The organism is Streptomyces sp. NPDC002577 (assembly GCF_053594815.1).
Map to the genome: position 1 here is coordinate 14224 of NZ_JBSFWK010000064.1, position 20378 is coordinate 34601.

Consider the following 20378-nt stretch of genomic DNA (forward strand, 5'->3'; position numbering starts at 1 on the left):
CCAGGAGGCACACGATGAAAGATGCCCGGATCGACCGCAGACTGTTCCTGCGCGGAATAGGCGGGGTCACGGCGGGTGTCGCCGCCGCGACCGCCCTCAGTGGCTGCGGCACCGGCACCAGCCGGTCCGGCGGCGGTGGCAAGAGCTCCAAGACGCTGGTCGTCCGCGACAGCGGCGGCACTTATGGCGACGCCAACCAGAAGGCCATCTACGAGCCGTTCACCAGGGAGACCGGGATCCGGATCGAGGTGGTGAACATCCAGTACGCGCAGATGCTCGCCCAGATCCAGCAGGGCCGGCCGCAGTTCGACGTCATCGACGACTCGATGTCCGACTTCTTGCGCTTCAAGAACGCAGAGGCCACCGAGGACCTGGACTACGACCGGCTGAAGAACTTCAAGAAGGCCGGCATCGCCAAGTCCATCGTCACCTCCAACGCGGTCGGCAAGAACTACTGGGCCAGCGTGATGGCCTACCGCACCGATGTCTGGGGCGGGAAGAAGCCCTCCTCCTGGGCCGACTTCTGGGACACCAAGGCGTTCCCCGGCGACCGTGCCCTCCAGGGTCTGGACGCGGACCGGCCCGTGCTGGAGTTCGCCCTCCTCGCCGACGGGGTGCCTCTGGACAAGCTGTACCCCCTGGACCTGGACCGCGCCTTCAAGTCCCTGGACCACATCAAGGGATCGATAAAGAAGTACTGGGACACCGGCGCCCTGCCCGGCGTGCTGCTGGGCCGCAAGGAGGTCGTGGCCACCGACGTCTGGCACGGCCGCCTCGACGCCCTGATCAAGCAGGGCTCGCCGCTCGCCTACCAGTGGAACGGTGCCCGCCGCCAGAGCAACGCCTTCGGCATCCCCAAGGGCGCCGCCAACCTGGACGCCGCCTACCAGCTCATCGACTTCGCGCTGCGGCCCGACGTACAGGCCCACTACGCCGAGCTCTACCCGATGGCCCCGTCGGTGCCCGCCGCCTACAAGAAGCTCTCCCCGGCCACCGCAGCGAACCTGGGCAGCTCGCCGAAGCACCTCAAGACCGGCTTCGACATGGACGTCCACTGGTGGCTGGAGAACCAGGAAGTGGTGGCCAAGCGCTGGCAGGAGTGGACGCATGCCTGAGACCCGTGTGATGCCCGAGCAGTCGCTCGCCGCCCCGGCGGCGCTGGCGGGCAGCGGAAAGCCCCTGTCCGTGAGGCGACTGCGCAAGACGTACGGGGGAGTGACGGCCGTCGACGAGGTCTCCATGGAGATCGCGGCGGGCGAGTTCGTCACCTTCCTGGGGTCTTCGGGCTCCGGTAAGACCACCACCCTGATGATGATCGCCGGGTTCTGCGAACCGGACTCCGGCAGCATCGTCGTCGGCGGCAACGACGTGACCCGCCTGGCCCCGCAGAAGCGCGGCCTGGGCTTCGTCTTCCAGCAGTACCTGCTCTTCCCGCACATGACGGTGTGGGACAACGTCGCCTTCCCGCTGCAACTGCGCGGTGTGCCGAAGGCGGAGCAGCGCCGACGGGTCGGCGAGACGCTGGAGATGGCAGGCCTTTCCAAGATGGCCCGCCGGCGGCCGCGCGAGCTGTCCGGCGGACAGCAGCAGCGCGTCGCCCTGTGCCGCGCCCTGGTCTACCGGCCGCCGGTGATCCTCATGGACGAGCCGCTGGGCGCCCTCGACAAGAAGATGCGCGACCAGCTCCAGACCGAGATCAAGCGCATCCAGCAGGAACTCGGCCTGACTGTCATCTATGTGACGCATGATCAGGAAGAGGCCCTCGTCCTCTCCGACCGCATCGCGGTCATGCGGGACGGGCGGATCGACCAGTTCGACACCCCGCAGGAGCTCTTCGAGCGCCCCCGCACCCCCTTTGTCGCCGACTTCCTCGGCGCGGCGAACTTCCTCCCCGGCCGCGTCGAGGAACAGACCACCGAGCACACACTCGTACGGCTCGACACCGGCGGCCTGATCAAGGCCCGCCCACAGACGGTGTCGCCCGCGGCGAAGGTACGCGCGGCGGTGCAGCCGGGCCGGCTCTTCCTGTGTCCCGCCGGCGACGGCTTCTGTACCGGGACCGTCGAGACGGTCACCTATGTCGGCACCCTCGTCCGGGTCACTGTCCGCCCCCTCGGCGGCTCGGAGACCGACCTCGTGCGGCTGGAACTGCCCGCAGGCCGCGCCCCCGCCCTCGGTGCGCGCGTGGACCTCGCCGCGGACCCCGAGAACGTCAGCGTGTTCGCCGACGCGGAAGACGGGGGGTGAGGAAGGTGGCCGTGATCGCTCCGGCACCGGGCCCCGTAGCCCCGGTGACCCCCAAGAAACGACTGGGCCGCGCGTTGTGCGAACGCCGCACCCGCTTCGGGCTGCTCAACGCCGCGCCCGTCGTCGTCTACCTGCTGGTCCTCTTCGTCTACCCGATCTTCAGCACCCTGATGCTGAGCCTCAAGGGCGAGGACGGAGGATTCACCTTCCACTGGTACACCGACGCCTTCCAGGGCGCCAGCCTGGAGATCCTCCTCACCACCCTGCGGATCTCCGCCGAGACCTCGCTGCTCAGCCTGGTCATCGGCTTCGTCCTGGCCGCCGCCGTTTCACGGCTCAAGCCCCTGTGGGCGGGGCTGGTGATGGTGATCGTGGTCGTCCCGCACTTCATCAGCGCTCTGGTGCGCACCTACGGCTGGATCATCCTCCTCGGTGAACACGGCGTCATCAACAATGTCCTGACGGACCTTCACGTCCCCGACGCCCCCATCCAGTTGCTCTACAACGAGCTGGGAGTCGTCATCGGCACCACCTCCGTGATGCTGCCGTACACCGTGCTGCTGCTGTACGCGGTCATGAAGGGCATCGACCGGCGGCTGATGGCCGCCGCGGCCAGCATGGGCGCCGGCCGGGTGACCATCTTCCGCCGGGTCTACGTGCCGCTGGTCGCTCCCGGGCTGGTCAACGCCGGCGTGCTGTGCTTCATCCTCTGCCTCGGCTACTACATCACCCCCGCCCTGATGGGCGGCCCGAAGCAGACCATGGTCGCCTCGCTCATCGACACGCAGGTCATGAAGCAGGACCAGTGGAACGGCGCCTCGGCGCTCGGCATCATCCTGCTGCTGCTCACCTTCGCCGGGCTGCTGCTGCTCAGACTGCTGAAGTCGGCGGGCGAGGCGTACCGGAACCGAGGTACGGCGTCATGACCGAACTCCGCTCCACTCTGGCCGGACGCATCACCCTGGCCGTCCTGTCCACACTGATCCTGCTGTTCCTGGCGCTGCCGATCGTCGTCATCGTCGTCACCTCCTTCGGGAAGGACGCCTTCGGCTCCTTCCCGCCGGAGGCCTGGACGCTCAACTGGTACAAGGTGCTGTTCGCCGACGGCAGCAAGTGGCCGGCTGCGCTCTCCCTCAGCGCCCTGGTGGCCTCCCTGACCACCGTCTTCTCCCTCGTCCTGGGCATGACGGCGGCCACGGCCCTGGTCCGCAGCGAGCTGCCGCTGCGCACGGCGGTCTACGGCCTGGTCCTGGCCCCGCTGGTGATCCCCCAAGTCGTCATCGCGCTCGGCCTGTTCCTGCTCTTCGAACCGGCCGCGATGCTCGGCAGCCCGATCGCCATCGCCCTCGGCCACACCGTGCTGGCCTCACCGATCGCGGTGATGATCCTCATGGCCACGCTCAAGGGCATCGACGAACGGCTGGAGGACGCGGCCGCCAGCATGGGCGCGAGCCGACTCACCGTCGCGCGGCGCATCACCCTTCCACTGGCCATGCCCGGACTGATCGCCGCCGCGATCTTCTCCTTCATCACCAGCTTCGACGAGTTCTTCGTCGCGCAGTTCCTGTCCTCCGTGGGCACCGTGACCCTGCCGGTCCAGGTGTTCAACGTCCTGCAGTACGACGTCGACCCGTCGGTGACGGCCGTCAGCGCGATCCTCATCGGGATCGCCATCGTGGCCCTGGCCCTGGTGAGCGTGGTGCGCAGGCTCAGCGGCTCCGGCCAGCAGGACGGCATCCTGCCGACCGAGCCCGGCGTGGGCCTCGCCGCGGGAAGTGAGACCGCGTCATGATCACCACCGCCCGCACTCCGGCCGGCGAACTGTCGGCCACCGCAGCCAGGCACCTGCTTCTCAACATGACCGACAACGGCTCGCTCGGCCCGGGCGGCGAGAACCTCCTCGTCGTCCGGCGCGGCGAGGGCCCGTACGTCGACGACGCCGACGGCAGGCGCTACATCGACGGCCTGTCAGGGCTGTACTGCTGCCAGCTCGGCTACTCCTACGGCCCCGAGTTCGCCGAGGCCGCCGAACGGCAACTGCGCGAGCTGTGCTACAGCCCGCTGTGGACCGGCTCCGCGCACCCCACGGCCATCGAGCTCGCCGAGCGGCTGTCCCGGATCGCCCCCGTCGACATCGAGCACACCTTCTTCTCGAGCGGCGGCGCCGAAGCCGTCGAAACCGCCTGGAAGATAGCCCGCCGCTACCACGCGCTGCGCGGCGAGCCGGGCCGCACCAAGGCGATCGCCCGGCGCGGCGCCTACCACGGGCTGACCGTGGGCGCCCTGTCGCTCACCGACGACCCTGGCCTGACGGAGCCGTACGGCCCGCCGGCGATCGAGACCCGGTTCGTGTCCAACACCAACCGCTTCGGCCTCGCACCGGAGTACGCGGACGACGATGTGTACACGGCCTGGCTGCTCGCCGAGCTGGAGGCCGCGATCTTGGCCGAGGGCCCGGCAACCGTCGCCATGCTCATCGCCGAGCCGGTGCAGAACCGGGGCGGCTGCATCACCCCGCCCAGGGGTTACTGGCAGGGTCTGCGGGTGCTGGCCGACCGGTACGGCTTCCTGCTCGTCGCCGACGAGGTGATCACCGCCTTCGGACGGCTCGGCGAGTGGTTCGGCGGTGACCGCTACGGTGCCCGGCCGGACATCGTCACCGTCGCCAAGGGGATCACCGCTGGATACGCCCCCATGGGCGCCACCCTCGTCAGCACCAGGGTCACCGAGGTCATCAACCGGCCCGGTGCGGTCCTCAACCACGGCTACACCTTCGCCGGGCACCCGCTGAGCGCGGCCATCGCCCTGCGGAACCTGGAGATCATGGAGCGGGACCGGATCCTGGACAACGTCCGCGGCCTCCAGGACCACCTCGCGAAGCGCATGGCGTCCCTCACGGACCTGCCGATCGTCGGCGACGTCCGCGGCACCGGGTTCTTCTACTCCTGCGAACTCGCCGGCGACCTCGACGGCGGCGGCTTCAGCGACACCGCCAGGGCCGCCCTGATCGCCGACCTGATCCCGCGCCGGCTGCGCGAGGCCGGGCTCCTCGCCCGCGTCTACAACCGCTCCGCGCCGCTGCTCCAGATCGCGCCCCCACTGATCAGCGACCGTCTCCTCCTCGACTGTATCGCCGAGATCATCGCGGGCACCCTCGAAGAGGCGTCCGCTCGACTTTGATCCACGTTTCGGAAAGGAACGACATGTACTCCATCGGTCCACTGACCGTCGCCCCCGGCGAGCGCGCTCAGGGCCTCATCCCGGTCGGTACCAGCAGCTACGGCGTGGAGCTCGGCATTCCGCTGATCGTCGTCAACGGCGCCCAGGCCGGCCCGGTCCTGTGCGTGGACGCCGGCGTGCACGGCGACGAGTACGACGGCCAGGAGGCCATCCGGCGCGTCCTCGCCGACATCGACCCGGCCACCCTGTGCGGCACCCTCGTCGGCATCCCCTGCATGAACACTCCGGCCTTCGAGGCGGCCGCCCGCGCCAGCGGCATCGACCACCTCAACCTCAACCGCATCTTCCCGGGCGACGCGGAGGGCTCGTACTCGCAGCGCCTGGCCGCGACCTTCGTCGAGCAGGTCGTCCCCGCCGTCGACGCCGTGGTCGACCTGCACACCGGAGGCGCCTACGGCGAGATCGCCCCGCTGGTCATCCTCCAGGGCGGCTATGAGGAGCTGGCGACGGACATCGCCCTCGCCGCCGGGCACGAGCTGGTCTGGAAGGGCGGCAAGTGGGGCGGCACGGTCCGCCACCCCGCCCTCGAGGCCGGCAAGCCCGCCATCACCATCGAGTGCGGCGGCGCCACCTACCGTGAGGCCAACGTCGAGCAGCACATGAACTCGATCCGCAACATCCTGCGCCAGCTCGGGATGATCGACGGCAAGGCGGAGCTGCGGGACACCTACACCACCGTCTCCGGCACCTTCGCCCGCTCCGACGCCGGCGGCTTCTTCGTCTCTCACGCCGAGCCGGGGGAGACCTGCAAGGAAGGCGACCTGATCGCGACCATCTCCGACCACTACGGCAACACGCTGGAGGAGGTCCGCGCGCCGCAGGAGGGCATCGTGCTCTGGGTGCGCCGGATCCGTACGGTCCGCCCGGGCGACGAGGTCGTCATCTTCGGTGAGGTGCAGGGGGAGATCCAGCCATGACCGGCGAACTGCAGTTGATCGAGCTGCTCATCGACGGCAAGCAGGTCCCGGCCGCCGACGGACGCTCCTTCACCGTCCTCGACCCGTCCAACGGGACGGGCATCGCCCAGGTGGCGCTGGCCGGCAAGGCGGACGTGGACCAGGCGGTGGCCGCCGCACGCGCGGCGTTCGAGGCGCCCGAGTGGGCCCGGATGCGGGCCGCCGACCGGGGCCGGATCCTGTACCGGATCGCCGAAGCCATTCGCTACCAGGGCGAACGGCTGGCCCGCTTGGAGAGCCAGGACGTCGGTAAGCCGCTCAGTCAGGCCAAGGCCGACGTGGAGGCCGCGGCCCGCTACTTCGAGTTCTACGCGGGCGTCGCCGACAAGCACGGCGGGACGACTATCCCGCTGGGCCCCGGCCTGATCGACTACACGGTCCGCGAGCCGATCGGCGTCTCCGGCCAGATCATCCCGTTCAACTACCCGCTGCAGAACACCGCGAGGGGCTCCGCCCCCGCACTGGCAGCGGGCTGCACGGTGGTCCTCAAGCCGTCGCCCGAAGCGCCGCTCACCCCGCTGGAGATTGGCAGGATCGCCCTGGAGTGCGGTCTTCCGCCGGGTGTGCTGAACGTCGTCCCCGGCGACGGTGAGACCGGCGCGACGCTCGCCGGCCACCCGGACATCGACCAGGTCACCTTCACCGGCTCGGTGCCCACCGGCATCAAGGTCGCCCAGGCGGCCGCCGCCAACGTGGTGCCCTCCGTCACCGAGCTGGGCGGCAAGTCCCCGGTCGTCGTCTTCGCCGATGCCGACTTCGACCTGGCGCTGAAGGCCGTCGCGGCCTCGGCCTTCGGCAACGCCGGCCAGACCTGCTCGGCCGGCACCCGGCTGCTGCTCCAGCGCGGCGCCGAGGAGTTCCTCGACAAGCTGGCCTCGTACGCCGGCTCACTGCGCATCGGCCCGGGCCACACCGACCCGGATGTCGGCCCGCTGGTCGCCGCCCGGCAGCGCGACCGGGTGCTGGGCTACGTGGAGCTGGCCCGGCAGGAGGGCGCGACCGTGCGCGCAGGCGGCGGCGCCCCGTCCGACCCCGAGCTGGCCGACGGCTACTACGTCCAGCCGACGGTGCTCACCGGCTTGACGAACGAGGCCCGTTGCGCCCGGGAGGAGATCTTCGGCCCCGTCGTCACCGTCATCGAATTCGACGATGCCGACGAGGCCCTCCAGATCGCCAACGACAGCCCGTACGGCCTTGCTTCGTACGTCTGGACCCGCGACATCGACAAGGCGATGCGGCTGGCGGAGGGCATCCGGGCCGGCCAGGTCTATGTCAACGCCACCGGAGTCGGCACCGGTGTCGAGCTCCCCTTCGGCGGCTACAAGCACAGCGGCTGGGGCCGGGAGAAGGGCCTCGAAGGCCTGGCCAGCTACCTGCAGACCAAGAACGTCTGCATCGGATTCGGAGACCGCTGATGAGATACCGCATCCTGGGCGAGCGCGGCCCGACCGTCTCCGCGGTCGGTGTCGGCGGCAACAACTTCGGCTCCCGCCTCGACGAGGGGGCGACGAAGGCCGTTGTCCATGCGGCCCTCGATGCGGGTATCACCCTGTTCGACACGGCTGACATGTACGGTGGGCGCGGCGACGGGGAACGGCTGCTCGGCGCCGCTCTCAAGGGCCACCGTGACCATGTGGTGCTGGCCACCAAGTTCGGCATGGAGATGGGCCGGGACGCCGACCTGTACGGTCCGCGCGGGGCCCGCGCGTACATCCGGTACGCCGTGGAGAACTCACTGCGCCGCCTCTGCACCGACCGGATCGACCTGTACCAGTACCACGAGCCGGACGGCGTCACCCCGCTGGAGGAGACGCTGACCGCGCTCCGGGAGCTGGTCGACGAGGGCAAGATCCGGTACATCGGCTGCTCCAACCTCCCGGCCGAGCACCTCACGGATGCCTTCGTGTCCACCCAGGCCCGCTACCACCTGCTCGACCGCAGCGTGGAGCAGGACCTGATCCCTGCCTGCCTGCGCCACGGCGTCGGCGTGCTGCCGTACTACCCGCTGGCCAACGGCCTGCTCAGCGGAAAGTACCGGCGCGGCGAGCAGCCTCCGCCCGGCAGCCGCCTGTCCTGGCGGCATGGCTGGCTCACCGACGCGGCCCTCGACAAGGTCGAGGAGCTCACCGCACACGGCGCCGAACGCGGTCTGACGCTCCTTCAGGTCGCTGTTGGCGGACTGGCCGCGCTCCCCGCGGTCGGCTCCGTCATCTGCGGCGCCATGACACCTGAACAGGTCACCGCCAACGCGGCGGCGGCCGACTGGATCCCCAGCGAGGCCGACCTGGCCGCACTGGACGCGATCGTCACCCCTGGCGAACGCGTCGTCTGAAGCCCCACCACTCACTCAGAAAACCTGCGAGATTGAGGCTGAACACCATGCGAGAGATCGTCACCTTCGACGCCTATGCAACCCTGATCAACTTCGAGCTCGGCCCCACGACCCTGAAGGTCATCGAGGACCGGCTGGATCTGGACAACCTGGATGTCGACGAGTTCCTCGACGACTTCCGCGTCATGCGCTTCCAGGCCGTCCTGGAGGCCTACCGCCCGTACCACGAGATCCTGCACTCCAGCCTGCGCAACGCCATGCGCCTGCACGGCCTGGAGTACCGCACGTCCGACGGCGACGCCCTCGTCGAGGCCGTCCCCACCTTCGGCCCCTTCCCTGAGGTCCCGGACGCCCTGCGCGCCCTGAAGTCGCGCTACGAGATCGCCATCATCTCCAACACCGACGACAACATGATCGCGCGGAACGTCGAGAACATCGGCGTCGAGTTCGACTACGTCATCACCGCCCAGCAGGCCGGCGCCTACAAGCCGGACCGTCAGACCTTCGAGCACGCCTACAAGACCATGGGCGTCGAGCCCTCCCAGGTCATCCACACCGCCCAGGGCTGGGAGTACGACCACATCCCGACCCGCGACCTCGGCCTGAAGCGCCGGGTGTGGATCAACCGCTACGGCCGCCCCGGCAGCGCCGACTACCAGCCGTACGACGAGCTGCCCGACCTGTCGGGCCTGCCGGCCTTGCTCGGCTGCTGACCTAGGGCGACACAAGACAGAGAACACAGAGGACGCACGCCATGAAGCAGATCCCCTACTGGCTGGACACAGCCCCCGCCCTGCCCGACCGTTCCGGAAAGGACCTGCCCGACGAGGCGGACGTGGTGGTGATCGGCGGCGGCCTCACCGGCCTGTCCACCGCCTACCACACCGCTCGCAAGGGTGCCCGAGTCGTCCTCGTCGAGAAGGACCAGGTCGGCTCGGGCGCCTCCGGGCGCAACGGCAGCATGTGCACTCAGGGCATCACCATCAGCCCCGCCGAGGCGCGCAAGCGCTATGGGCAGGAGCGCGCACTCGAGCTGTACAACGCCTTCCGCGAGGCGGTCGACGTCGTCGAGGACCTCACGCAGAAGGAACAGATCGACTGCGACTTCAACCGCTCCGGGCGCCTCGGCTTGGTCTGCAAGCCCCACCACTTCAAGGGCCTGGAGGCCAAGCAGCGCGACCTGGCCGAGAACTTCGGCCACGAGACGGTCGTGCTGAGCAAGAGCGAACTGCGGGCCGAGCTCGGCTCGGACTGCTACCACGGCGCCCTGCTCGACCCGCTCAGCGCGGGCCTGCACGTGGGCAAGTTCGTCGGCGGCCTGGCAGACGCCGCCGAGCGTGCCGGCGCCGAGATCCACGAGCGCAACGCCGCCACCGGCCTCACCCGCCTCCCTGACGGCGGCTTCCTCGTGGAGACCCTGCACGGCACCATCCGTGCCAAGCAGGTCATGGCGGCGACGGACGCCTACACCGACAAGTCGATGCCGTGGTTCCGGAAGCGGCTGATCAACGTCGGCAGCTTCATCATCGTCACCGAGCCGCTGGGGGAGGCGCGCGCCAAGGAGCTCATCCCGAACGGCCGCCTGCTGGTCGCCCACAAGAATGTCGGCAACTACGTCCGCCTCACCCCGGACAACCGCCTCGCCTTCGGCGGCCGGGCCCGCTTCGCCCCCTCCAACCCGGCCTCCGACGTCAAGAGCGGCGACATCCTCAAGCGGGAGATGACCGAGATCTTCCCGCAGCTGGCCGGGACGCGGATCGACTACGTCTGGGGCGGCATGGTCGGCATGTCCTGGGACCGCATTCCGCACGCGGGAGAGGTCAACGGCCTGTACTACTCCATGGGCTACTGCGGCCACGGCGTCCAGATGGCCACCTACATGGGCCGCGCGGTCGCCGAGATGATGGACGGCAAGCCCGAGGCCAACCCGATGCGCGGCTTCGGCTTCCCGAAGGTGCCCGTCCCCTTCTACAACGGCACGGCCTGGTTCCTGCCGTTCGGAGGCGCCTACTACAAGGCAAAGGACAAGCTGTTCTGAGCCGATACCGACGGCGGTGACACTGCGGGGACTTTCCGCGAAGTGGGTGTGGGAAGTCCCCGCAGTTTCGCATCGCCTCCCTCACGGTGAGGCGCCCGCCGTGGCGACTGGTGACCCACTGACTGCAGTGTGGCCCTCCACGCGGGCGGCGGCGCGGGCGATCCCCGACGGCCGACGCGGCGTCGGCCCCCGGGCGTGCGCCGGGGTTGCAGGGGAGCCGCTGCCCGACGTGGACCTTCGTCAGCAGAGCTCGCAGCCGAGCCCAGCCGGTCAGCGCGCTCGCTCCTTCGCCCACCCTCCGTACACCACGCCCGCACCCGTTTCGAGAGAAGGTCCGCACCGCCATGACCGCCGCAGCCACCCGAAGCGAACACGACCTGCTCGGCGACCGCGACGTCCCCGCCGAGGCGTACTGGGGCATTCACACCCTGCGCGCCATGGAGAACTTCCCCATCACTGGGACACCGATCTCCGCCTACCCTTACCTGATCGACGCCTTGGCCGCCGTGAAGGAGGCAGCCGCCCTCGCGAACCAGGAACTGGGCCTGCTGGAGCCGAGGAAGGCGGTCGCGATCGTCGCGGCCTGCCAGGAGATTCGCGCCGGCAAGCTGCACGATCAGTTTGTCGTCGACGTCATCCAGGGTGGCGCCGGCACCTCGACCAACATGAACGCCAACGAGGTCGTCGCGAACCGCGCTCTGGAACTGTTGGGCCACGCCAAGGGCCAGTACGAGTACCTGCACCCCAACGAGGACGTCAACCTGGGCCAGTCGACCAACGACGTCTATCCGACCGCCGTGAAAATCGCGACGGTGTTCGCGGTCCACGGCCTGCTCAGGGCCATGTTCGTGCTCCAGAACGCCTTCGCCGCCAAGGCGCTCGAGTTCCGCGACATCCTTAAGATGGGCCGTACTCAGCTGCAGGACGCAGTGCCGATGACGCTCGGTCAGGAGTTCTCCGCCTACGCGGTCATGATTGAGGAGGATCGCAGCCGGCTCGCCGAGGCCGTGGAGCTGATACATGAGATCAACCTCGGTGCCACCGCGATCGGCACCGGCCTCAACGCACCCTCCGGATATGCCGAGTCGGCTCGCCGCCACCTCGCGGCCATCACCGGGCAGCCGCTGGTCACCGCTGCCAACCTGGTCGAAGCGACCCAGGACTGCGGTGCCTTCGTCCAGATGTCCGGCGTGCTCAAGCGGGTCGCGGCCAAGCTGTCCAAGAGCTGCAACGACCTGCGCTTGCTGTCCTCCGGCCCGCGCGCCGGGCTCAGCGAGATCAACCTCCCGCCGGTGCAGGCGGGTTCGAGCATCATGCCCGGCAAGGTCAACCCGGTGATCCCCGAGGTCGTCAATCAGGTCGCCTTCGAGGTGATCGGCAACGACGTCACCATCACCATGGCCGCCGAGGCCGGACAGCTCCAGCTCAATGCCTTCGAGCCGATCATTCTGCACTCCCTGTCGAAGTCCATCACACACCTGCGCGCGGCCTGCCTGACGCTGGCCGAACGCTGCGTGGCCGGCATCACCGCCAACACCGAGGCACTGCGCGCGACCGTCGAGAACTCCATCGGCCTGGTGACCGCTCTCAACCCGCACATCGGTTACACGGCCGCCACCGACATCGCCAAGGAAGCCCTCGCCACCGGCCGGGGCGTGGCCGAACTCGTCCTGGAGAAAAGCTTGTTGCCGGCCGAGACACTCGCCGACCTGCTACAGCCCGAGGTCGTGGCAGGCAGTGGCCAGGTACTGGCCTGACCACCTGCTGTCACAGTCGCCTCCCACTTCCGCCGCGAGGGCGCAAACCTGCTGCTCACCGGACGGCGACCTGAGCTGCCCGAGGACGATCCGGACGATCTCTCTCGCCTTGTCGGATCAAGAACCAGGTCGCCGTGTCCAAGCGCTGAAAGGAGTGGGCGCATGCCGCCGGGCTCTGTTCAATCGGACTCATCGACCGGGGCCGTTACTGACTTCTCAAGCCCAGGAAAGGAAAACATGTCGCTCCTGAAGACCATCGACACCAATCCCTCCTTCGCACCGCGCGAGTCCGGTGCGCTCCCGGAACGCCTGATTTCCGGCAACCCCGCCTTCAAGACCTGGGCCCAAGACGTCGCCCGCGGGGAGATGATCCATACGGGCGTCTGGGAAGCGACGCCCGGCGAGACGCGCTCGATCAAGGGCGAGTCCTTCGAGTTCTGCCATATCCTCTCCGGCATCGTCGAACTCACGCCAGAAGGTGGCGAGCCGGTGGTCTACAAGGCAGGCGACAGCTTTGTCATGAAGCCGGGCTTCGTCGGTGTCTGGAAGACCATCGAAACCGTGCGCAAGATCTACGTGATCGTGATGTGATGCCGATACGGCTCGGCACGCTGATATCGGACGTCTGCTCCCCGCGCTCGCGGGGACGGTCCCTTCACGCCGCACCTCGGGCTCGGTCACCACGTCCTGCCTCCCGCACTCCGCGGGGGTAGCTCGCGGTATGTCGCTCACCAGTCCGCATCTCCCCATTGGTCCAGCAGGGCGTCTGCCATGTCTGCGTCAAGTTCTGGCGCCGTGCCGTGGAGGGATTGTTCGGTCCAGATCACTTTGCCGCGAGGCATGTACCGGGTGCCCCACCGCTCCGTGAACTGGGCGACCAGGAACAACCCCCGCCCCCCCCTTCGTCGGTGGAGGCCGCCCGGCGCAGATGCGGTGAGGTGCTGCTGCCGTCGGCGACCTCGCAGATAAGGCTGCTGCGGTCGCGCAGTAGCCGCAGCCGGATCGGGGCGGCGCCATAGCGGATGGCATTGGTGACCTGCAGGCTCTTATAGGTGTCTATCAGGAAATATCGCCGCTTTATAGATGCCCCATGGAAGAAGTGTCGCAGTCCTCCGTGGGTGCCAGGCCTGCCTCCCTCGATCGCATCTGTGGGGCGATGGGCCCTCGGGCGAGGTGAAGCTGTCGACGCCGGCCAGCAGCGCGGCGGCCGTCGCCTCCTCGTGGGTGTCGAAGTAGCGCTCGGAGTCGACCAGGTTGGAGGGCGCGCCTGCGTCCGAGCAGACCAGTAGATACGGCGAGACATGGTTCGGGCGGCCGTTGACCAGGTTGTACGCCGGCATCACACCGGCCACGGTGGTCGCCTCGACCGTCTCGCGGAAGGCGTGCAGGTCGTATTCGTGTAGGACGCGCGGTCGGACCGAGGAGGACGTGACGTCGCGGCCCGTCTCGTTGTTGTGGGCCAGCCAGTGCTTGCGGACGGGCGCGGTGCGCCAGTACGTCGGGTGATCGCCGTGCAGGCCGTGCGTGTAGGCGGTGGCGATGGCCGAGGCGAGCTTCGGGTCCTCCGAGTAGCCCTCCTCGTTGCGGCCCCACAGAGGGTGGCGCAGCAGGTTCACGGTCGGGGACCAGACGTTCAGCCCCACGCGGGAGGCCCGGGCGCGCATCGCCCGGGCCTCCTTGGACACCGCCCTGCGTACGAGATCGTCGTTCCAGGTCGCGCCCAGGCCCACCGCCTGCGGGAAGACGGTGGCCGGACCCATCCAGGCCACGCCGTGCAGGGCCTCCTGGCCGGTGCGGAACGCGGCGACGCCGAGCTGCTCCACGGCGGGCGCGAACTGGTGCAGGAATCCGATCTTCTCGTCGGGGGTGAGCTGCGACAGAAGGTCGTCGATGCGCTTCGCGAAAGGCGGCTGCGGATCGCGGAAAGGTGGTGGTGTGTGCGGAGTGTGTGGCGGATACATGGGATCTTCTTGAGACGGAGCGTCGAGTGTTTCGAAGCGCTTCGAGGTGCATCAGGCGCCAGGGTGCATGTCAAGGAATCAACGCCGTTACGTCAAGCAGGGCATATACAGGGCCTTCAGACCTTGGAGGAATCTTGGAAGCGACCCTTGTGCGCCCATGGGCGTTCACTTAACCTCACAGCAACATCGAAGCGCTTCGACTGCTGATCGCGTCGCAGTGATTGGATGTCCGTTTCAGCTCAGCCAGTCCCAGTCACGACACCGCAGCCGACGGCCCACCGCCGGGTGTGCAGGTGTGCAATGAAGGGTTGACGCAATGACGCCGAATGCCGCCTCCTCCGGACCGAGCCGGAGAAGCTTTCTCGCCTCCACGGCGGTCGCCACCGCAGCGGTGGCCGGGGGAATGCCACTGCTCACCGCCTGCGGCGGTTCGGACAGCGGGTCGCGAGAGGGGGCCACGTCGGGCAAGGCCGCCGGCAAGCTGATCCCGACATACGTCGCCAGCACGGTCGCCAAGCCGGACCTTCCGTCGAAGAACGGTTCGTCGGCCGGCTACACCGGCAAGATCGACCTCGCGGCCCTCGCCACTTCGGTCCCGGACAAGCTCGGCACGGGCGCCCCCATCAAGATCATGTCCCCGCTCTGGGGCACCCCGCCGAAGCCCGGGTGTGCGTACTACAAGGCGGTCGACGCGGCGGCGGGCACCAAGGTCATCTGGCAGAACCAGGACGGCAACACATACGGCCAGAAGCTCGGCGCCGTCCTGGCCTCCAGCTCCATGCCCGACATGGTGGTCGTGCCCGGCTGGGAACTGGTCGGCAAGATCCCGAACGCGGTCACCGCGAAGTTCATGGACCTCGGCCCCTACCTGGCGGGCGACAAGGCCAAGAAGTACCCGAACCTCGCCGCGATCCCCTCCGACTCCTGGCGCATGGGCATCTTCGGCGGCGCGCTGCGCGGCATTCCGATGCCCACCGCCCCCGCGAGCTTCATCACGCCCTACTACCGCAAGGACATCTTCGACAAGAAGGGCTACTCCGTACCCAAGTCGGCCGATGAGTTCCTCAGTTGGGCCAAGGAGGCCACCAGCGCCAAGGCCAAGGTGTACGCCTGCGGTGACATGTCCTGGATCTCGGGGGCCATCTTCGGCAACCTCGCCGGCTGGAACATCGATGACGACGGCAAGCTGAGGTACCAGATCGAGCGGCCCGAGTACCTCGAGGCCCTGGAGTGGACCCGCAAGCTGTTCGACGCCGGCGTGGTTCACCCCGACGACAAGGCGCAGTCCGGCGACGCGGGCCAGCGGTTCACCGCCGGAGAGATCCTGGTCTTCAACAGCGACTCCTCCGCCTGGTACCAGAAGACCGCCGAACAGGCCAAGGCCAACCCGGACTTCGAGATGGACGCCATGGACATCTTCGGCGCCGACGGCGGCAACCCGACGCTGACCGCGTCCTCGCCCGCCAACATCTGGACGATGATCCGCAAGGGCGCCTCGAAGGAGACCGTGGAGAACGCGCTGGCCGCCGCCGACTTCGCGGCAGCGCCCTACGGCACCAAGGAGCGGATGCTCGTCGACTACGGCGTCGAGGGCACCCACTACACGGTCAAGGACGGCGTCCCGGTCAAGACCGACCAGGGCAACTCCGAGGTGATCAACGCCTGGGTGATGCTGGCGGCCCCGGCTCCCTACTTCGCCCACCCCGACTTCCCCGACATCGCCCGCAAGCAGACCGAGTGGCAGCAGCGGATGGGCGCCTTCATGAAGAAGACCTCCATCTACGGCATGGAGGTCATCGAGCCGACCCGCTACGCCAACCTCGCCAGCCAGTTCGAGCAACTGCAGATCGACTACGTACGCGGCCACAAGAAGCTGTCCGACGTGCAGGCCGCCATCTCCACCTGGAGGTCCTCCGGCGGCGACAAGCTGCGCGACTGGTACAAGGAACTCCTCGACAAGAACGGCAGCGGCAACTGATGTCTCTCACGGCCGGGAGTAGGCCAGACGGCATTCGTCCCCCCGCGGCCGTCGAGGAGTCGACGGCCGCGGTCGCCACCGCGGGGACGAAGGTGCGGGCGCCGCGCAGTACGAGCAAGGCCGGCAAGGTTCCGTTCCGGATCCGGCTGCGCCGTGACCGGGCGCTCATCTTGATGACGCTGCCCGTCATCGTGCTGCTGTTGCTCTTCAACTACGTCCCGCTGCTCGGCAACGTCGTCGCATTCCAGGACTACGACCCGTACGTGTCCAGCAACGGCGTCACGGCGATCTTCCACAGCCCGTGGGTGGGCGTGGAGCAGTTCTCGCGGGTGCTCGACGACCCGCTGTTCTGGAGCGCCACGAAGAACACCATCGTCCTGTTCGTGCTCCAACTGGTGCTGTTCTTCCCGGTCCCCATCGCCCTCGCGCTGGTCATCAACAGCGTGATCCGGCCCCGGGTGCGGGCCGTGGCGCAGGCGATCATGTATCTGCCGCACTTCTTCTCCTGGGTCCTCGTGGTCACCGTCTTCCAGCAGGTCCTCGGCGGCGCGGGCATCATCGCCCAGACCCTCGAGAACCACGGGTGGAGCGGCTTCGACCTGATGACCAACGCGGACCTCTTCAAGTATCTGGTCACCGCGCAGGCCGTGTGGAAGGACGCCGGCTGGGGGATCATCGTCTTCCTCGCGGCCCTGTCCGCCGTCAGCACCGACCTGTACGAGGCCGCTGCCATCGACGGCGCGGGGCGCTGGCGACGCATGTGGCATGTGACGCTGCCCGCGCTGCGCCCGGTGATCGCCCTGCTGCTGGTACTCAGGGTGGGCGACGCGCTGAGCGTCGGCTTCGAGCAGTACCTGCTCCAGCGGGACGCGGTCGGCGCGGGGGCCAGCGAGGTCCTCGACACATACGTGTGGAACATGGGTATCCAGAACGGCGACTTCAGCTACGCGGCCGCGGTCGGCCTGGCCAAGGGACTCATCGGAGTCGGTCTCGTCCTGGGCGCGAACAAGTTCGCGCACCTGCTGGGCGAGCAGGGGGTGTACAAGAAATGAGCCTCAACACGCAGCTCGTCCGCAGCCTCAGGGCGCCCGCCCGCCCCGTGTGGGAGGAGCCGCCGAACAAGGCAGGACTCACCGCCAAGAGTGGCTTCCTCGTGCTCTGCTGCCTGGGGGTGCTCGGTCCGCTGTGGATCGTGATCGTCACCAGCCTCTCTCCCAAACCCGTGATCGACCGGGTCGGCGGCCTCGTCGTGATCCCCCAGGGCATCACCTTCATCAACTACACCGAACTCCTCGGCGGCGGCCAGGTCAGCCGGGCGATCATGGTCTCGGTCGGGATCACGCTCGTCGGCACCCTGTTCTCGATGACGGTGTCGGTGCTGGCGGCCTACGGCCTGTCGCGGCCAGGGAGTCTGGGCCATCGGTTCTTCCTGATGACCATGATGGCGACCATGTTCTTCGGGGCCGGGCTCATCCCGACGTACCTTCTGGTGCAGTCGCTGGGCCTCACCGACACCTATCTGTCGCTGGTCCTGCCGAGCGCGGTCAGTGTCTTCAACATCCTCGTCCTGCGGGCCTTCTTCATGGGGATCTCACCCGAACTCACCGAGTCCGCCCGCATCGACGGGGCCAGTGATCTGCGGATCCTGCTGACCATCATCATGCCGCTGTCGCGCGCGGTGCTGGCCGTCATCTCGCTGTTCTACGCCGTCGGCTACTGGAGTGCCTGGTTCAACGCCTCGATCTACCTCACCGACCAGGAGATGATGCCGCTGCAGAACGTGCTCATCCAACTGGTCCAGAAGAACACCGAGGCGCCGACCGGCCTCCAGCAGGCGGTCCGCACCGGCCAACTCTCCTCCCTGGGACTGCAGATGGCCGTCATGGTCCTCGCGCTGATCCCCGTCGCGGTTGCCTCCCCCTTCGTCCAGCGGCACTTCAAGAAGGGCATGCTCACCGGAGCCATCAAGGGCTGACCGGTCACCATCGCGGAGGGGTGGTTCTGCGCGTCGGCGGCTGCGGGTTCGTTGTGGCTGGTCGCGCAGGTCCCCGCGTCCGTAGATAGGTCTGACTCCCCCCTTCTGCAGAGCGAGGCTTGTCATGCTTTCGTCGCATCTGAGCCGTCGTGCCGTTCTTGCCGAGGCCGCTGCCGCTGCTGCGCTCACCGCCGTTCCCCTCGGGCAGGTTCGGGCGCATGCCGCCGAGGACACTGCCTCCTCCTGTCGATGGCGCAACGTCTTCATCGGCGGGACGGGGTTTGTCACCGGCGTGCTCTTTCATCCCTCCGTTCGTGGCCTCGCCTATGTCCGGACCGACATCGGGGGCGCCTACCGCTGGTTCGGCAAGGCCGCCAAGGGCGCCTCCTACCCGGCGATCTACATGGCCGGCGGGATCGAGGACTTCAACGCCATCTACCGCTCCGACGACGAGGCCAAGACCTGGACGCGGATCAACGATGGGCAGCATCCGGGGGGTTGGACCGGCACGGCCCACACCCTGCCCGCCCTACTGATCGAGATGCAATGACCTGGGCACCAGACCGGGCGACGGCGCGTTCCTGCGGACGTCCGACTCCAACTCCGGAACCGTGGACGTCAAGCCGATCCTCAACTGGATCGCCTACACCAAGGGCTGGATGCCCGGCAACGAGATCATCGGGCGACGTCCAGTTCGGCTATGAGATCACCTCGTCGTCCGGCGGGCTCAACTTCAACACCAACAACCTGACCGTCAGCGGCGGCTGACCCGACATCGGGGCCGAGGTCGGTCCGCGTCCTTCCTCAGGCGCGGTCGACCTCGGCCCGCAGCGCGTTGTAGTCCGCGAAGGTGGCTTCCAGACTTGTGGGGAGCCGTCGGCGGCCTTGGGCGGGCCGTGGGATCAGTGTCGGGCGAACTGGACCTGGGTGGGTTGTGCGACGTTCGGCCGCACCGCGATTCCGGTGATGGTCAGCCGTTCGCCGTAGATGTCGGTGAGTCTGATCGCGCTGCCGCACCCGCCGCCGTCGGCGGAGATGAAGTAGTTGTAGGAGGTGCGGGGCAGTCGTCGCCAGCCGCCTGTGGTGCTGACTTCCAGCCCGGCGACTGGGTTGCGGTGGCCGATCGCCTGTATGGCACACCAGTAGCGGCTGGAGCCGGTCTTGTACCGGATGGAGATCGTGTCGGAGGTGCTGGGGCTCACCAGGCTCCAGGTGATGGGGATCCGGCCGACCTTGAGGTCGGCGAGTTTGGCGAATGCCTGTTGGCTGAGGTCGAGTTGCCCGGGTGCGCAGGGCAGGGGGCATTCGTTGGTGATCCGTACCGTGATGGATTTGCCGTTGGCCGCGCGGACGAGCACGTATGCGCCGCACGCCTTGGACGTCTCGTAGTCGGTGGTGTTCATGGCCGCGATCATGAGGTCGGGGCTCGGGCCGAACAGGCAGGCGCCGTCTCCGTCCCCGGCCTCGTAGGCGGTGGCGACGCCCTGGTAGGTGGTGTGGGGCTGAAGCCGTCCTGCCTGCGAGGCCGGGGCGGACTTTCGCTTGGGCCGCGGAGTGTCAGTGGATGACGGTCGTGCTGACGTGGTGGTCGCGGCACCCTTCGGGGTGGGGGAGCCAGTCGGGCTCGCCGTCGCGGTCGGTGTGTTCGTCTCGCCGGCGGCGGTGGCTTTCACTTGGGTGGTGGCGAGGGGTGTGGCCGCGGCGGACCTTGCATCGACGTTGCGGTCGGGGAGCAACGCCATCACCAGGTAGGCGAGAACGCCCGCGGCGATCAGCGCCGATGTGCCGCCCAGCATGAGCCTGCGTCTTTGTCTGCGCTGCCGCGCGGCCTGCCTCGGTGTGTTCATTTCCTGTCCGTTCGCAAGGTCGAGCCGATGGTGCACTGCTGAGTGAC

At 68.3% G+C, this 20378-nt stretch carries 16 protein-coding genes and 3 pseudogenes; 17 read left to right on the plus strand and 2 right to left on the minus strand.

The annotated features are described in order from the left end of the window. Window positions 1–14: 14 nt before the first annotated feature. From ACWD4J_RS40725 to ACWD4J_RS40780, 12 genes are all read left to right on the plus strand, one after another. Window positions 15–1115, plus strand: coding sequence for an ABC transporter substrate-binding protein (locus ACWD4J_RS40725; protein ID WP_451400599.1), 1101 nt, complete (start codon window positions 15–17; stop codon window positions 1113–1115). Further along, window positions 1108–2247: an ABC transporter ATP-binding protein gene (locus ACWD4J_RS40730; RefSeq protein ID WP_451400600.1), complete on the plus strand. Its 1140-nt coding sequence runs from the start codon at window positions 1108–1110 to the stop codon at window positions 2245–2247. The genes ACWD4J_RS40725 and ACWD4J_RS40730 overlap by 8 nt, the downstream gene beginning before the upstream one ends. A gap of 11 nt (window positions 2248–2258) precedes the next feature. Continuing rightward, window positions 2259–3173, plus strand: coding sequence for an ABC transporter permease (locus ACWD4J_RS40735; protein WP_451400601.1), 915 nt, complete (start codon window positions 2259–2261; stop codon window positions 3171–3173). Then, window positions 3170–4039 (plus strand): ABC transporter permease, encoded by an 870-nt coding sequence (locus tag ACWD4J_RS40740; RefSeq protein ID WP_451400602.1) that lies wholly within the window; start codon window positions 3170–3172, stop codon window positions 4037–4039. Before ACWD4J_RS40735 ends, ACWD4J_RS40740 begins: the two co-directional genes overlap by 4 nt. Beyond that, window positions 4036–5427: an aminotransferase class III-fold pyridoxal phosphate-dependent enzyme gene (locus ACWD4J_RS40745; protein ID WP_451400603.1), complete on the plus strand. Its 1392-nt coding sequence runs from the start codon at window positions 4036–4038 to the stop codon at window positions 5425–5427. The genes ACWD4J_RS40740 and ACWD4J_RS40745 overlap by 4 nt, the downstream gene beginning before the upstream one ends. Before the next feature lie 23 nt (window positions 5428–5450). Further along, window positions 5451–6404 (plus strand): succinylglutamate desuccinylase/aspartoacylase family protein, encoded by a 954-nt coding sequence (locus ACWD4J_RS40750; protein WP_451400604.1) that lies wholly within the window; start codon window positions 5451–5453, stop codon window positions 6402–6404. After that, a complete protein-coding gene (locus tag ACWD4J_RS40755; RefSeq protein ID WP_451400605.1) occupies window positions 6401–7858 on the plus strand; it encodes an aldehyde dehydrogenase family protein in 1458 nt (485 codons plus the stop codon). Before ACWD4J_RS40750 ends, ACWD4J_RS40755 begins: the two co-directional genes overlap by 4 nt. Then, window positions 7858–8775 (plus strand): aldo/keto reductase, encoded by a 918-nt coding sequence (locus tag ACWD4J_RS40760; RefSeq protein WP_451400606.1) that lies wholly within the window; start codon window positions 7858–7860, stop codon window positions 8773–8775. The genes ACWD4J_RS40755 and ACWD4J_RS40760 overlap by 1 nt, the downstream gene beginning before the upstream one ends. A gap of 47 nt (window positions 8776–8822) precedes the next feature. Then, window positions 8823–9488: a haloacid dehalogenase type II gene (locus tag ACWD4J_RS40765; protein ID WP_451400607.1), complete on the plus strand. Its 666-nt coding sequence runs from the start codon at window positions 8823–8825 to the stop codon at window positions 9486–9488. A 41-nt stretch (window positions 9489–9529) separates the two neighbouring features. Continuing rightward, on the plus strand, window positions 9530–10813 hold the full coding sequence (locus tag ACWD4J_RS40770) for an NAD(P)/FAD-dependent oxidoreductase (protein ID WP_451400608.1): 1284 nt from the start codon (window positions 9530–9532) through the stop codon (window positions 10811–10813). 344 nt (window positions 10814–11157) lie between these two features. After that, a complete protein-coding gene (gene aspA, locus ACWD4J_RS40775; RefSeq protein WP_451400609.1) occupies window positions 11158–12570 on the plus strand; it encodes an aspartate ammonia-lyase in 1413 nt (470 codons plus the stop codon). A 237-nt stretch (window positions 12571–12807) separates the two neighbouring features. After that, window positions 12808–13161 (plus strand): cupin domain-containing protein, encoded by a 354-nt coding sequence (locus ACWD4J_RS40780; RefSeq protein WP_451400610.1) that lies wholly within the window; start codon window positions 12808–12810, stop codon window positions 13159–13161. Between the two features lie 137 nt (window positions 13162–13298). On the opposite strand, the pseudogene ACWD4J_RS40785 reads toward ACWD4J_RS40780, so the two are convergent. Continuing rightward, a pseudogene (locus tag ACWD4J_RS40785) lies at window positions 13299–14583 on the minus strand (glycoside hydrolase family 3 N-terminal domain-containing protein). A 264-nt stretch (window positions 14584–14847) separates the two neighbouring features. Between ACWD4J_RS40785 and ACWD4J_RS40790 the strand changes: the two are divergent. From ACWD4J_RS40790 to ACWD4J_RS40810, 5 genes and pseudogenes are all read left to right on the plus strand, one after another. Continuing rightward, window positions 14848–16509: an extracellular solute-binding protein gene (locus ACWD4J_RS40790; RefSeq protein WP_451400611.1), complete on the plus strand. Its 1662-nt coding sequence runs from the start codon at window positions 14848–14850 to the stop codon at window positions 16507–16509. Further along, window positions 16509–17561 carry an ABC transporter permease gene (locus tag ACWD4J_RS40795; protein ID WP_451400612.1) on the plus strand — a complete coding sequence of 351 codons (1053 nt, stop codon included), beginning with the start codon at window positions 16509–16511 and terminating at the stop codon, window positions 17559–17561. The genes ACWD4J_RS40790 and ACWD4J_RS40795 overlap by 1 nt, the downstream gene beginning before the upstream one ends. Beyond that, the gene (locus tag ACWD4J_RS40800; protein ID WP_451400613.1) at window positions 17558–18484 is read left to right on the plus strand and encodes a carbohydrate ABC transporter permease; all 927 of its coding nucleotides are present in this window, start codon (window positions 17558–17560) and stop codon (window positions 18482–18484) included. Before ACWD4J_RS40795 ends, ACWD4J_RS40800 begins: the two co-directional genes overlap by 4 nt. Window positions 18485–18608: 124 nt before the next feature. After that, window positions 18609–18863 (plus strand): annotated as a pseudogene (locus tag ACWD4J_RS40805) (1,4-beta-glucanase); the annotation flags it as partial. Window positions 18864–19059: 196 nt separating this feature from the next. Then, a pseudogene (locus tag ACWD4J_RS40810) lies at window positions 19060–19252 on the plus strand (hypothetical protein); the annotation flags it as partial. A 134-nt stretch (window positions 19253–19386) separates the two neighbouring features. On the opposite strand, the gene ACWD4J_RS40815 reads toward ACWD4J_RS40810, so the two are convergent. Next, entirely contained in the window at window positions 19387–20331 is a 945-nt protein-coding gene (locus tag ACWD4J_RS40815; RefSeq protein WP_451400614.1) for an expansin EXLX1 family cellulose-binding protein, read from the minus strand. Window positions 20332–20378: the final 47 nt, after the last annotated feature.